General features: G+C 36.8%; 1 protein-coding gene. It reads right to left on the bottom strand.

Translation table 11 applies throughout. From position 1 onward, the window contains the following. Positions 1-46 precede the first annotated feature (46 nt). A partial coding sequence (locus SB717_RS33815) for a nucleoside transporter C-terminal domain-containing protein (RefSeq protein WP_410907176.1) occupies positions 47-432 on the bottom strand: 386 nt, incomplete at its 5' end.

Below are 432 nucleotides of genomic sequence, written 5' to 3'. Positions count from 1 at the left end.
TAAACAAAAAAGCAATGAGCCTACGCTCATTGCTTTTCTTAATTTATTAAAGCATAACCCCAACGATAATCGCTGATAATATACTTACTAACGTTGCACCGTATACAAGTTTTAAACCGAATGATGATACAACATTTGATTGATTTTCATCGATACCTTTCGTTGCACCTGCGATAATTCCGATAGATGAGAAGTTCGCAAATGATACAAGGAATACAGAAAGAATACCAACCGTACGAGCCGATAAATCACCAGCTACTTTTCCAAGGTCAAGCATCGCAACAAACTCGTTTGATACTAATTTTGTTGCCATAATTTGTCCCGCTGTTACCATTTCTGCTTGCGGGATGCCCATTACGAATGCTAATGGTGAGAAAATATATCCTAAAATAGCTTGGAATGTAATACCGAACATTGTATCAAACAAGCTAT

The sequence above is a fragment of the Priestia sp. SIMBA_032 genome, assembly GCF_046535215.1.
Classification (GTDB): Bacteria; Bacillota; Bacilli; order Bacillales; family Bacillaceae_H; genus Priestia; species Priestia aryabhattai.
The sequence above is the reverse complement of the archived record's forward strand: the minus strand, read 5'-3'. Positions and strand labels throughout refer to the sequence as shown.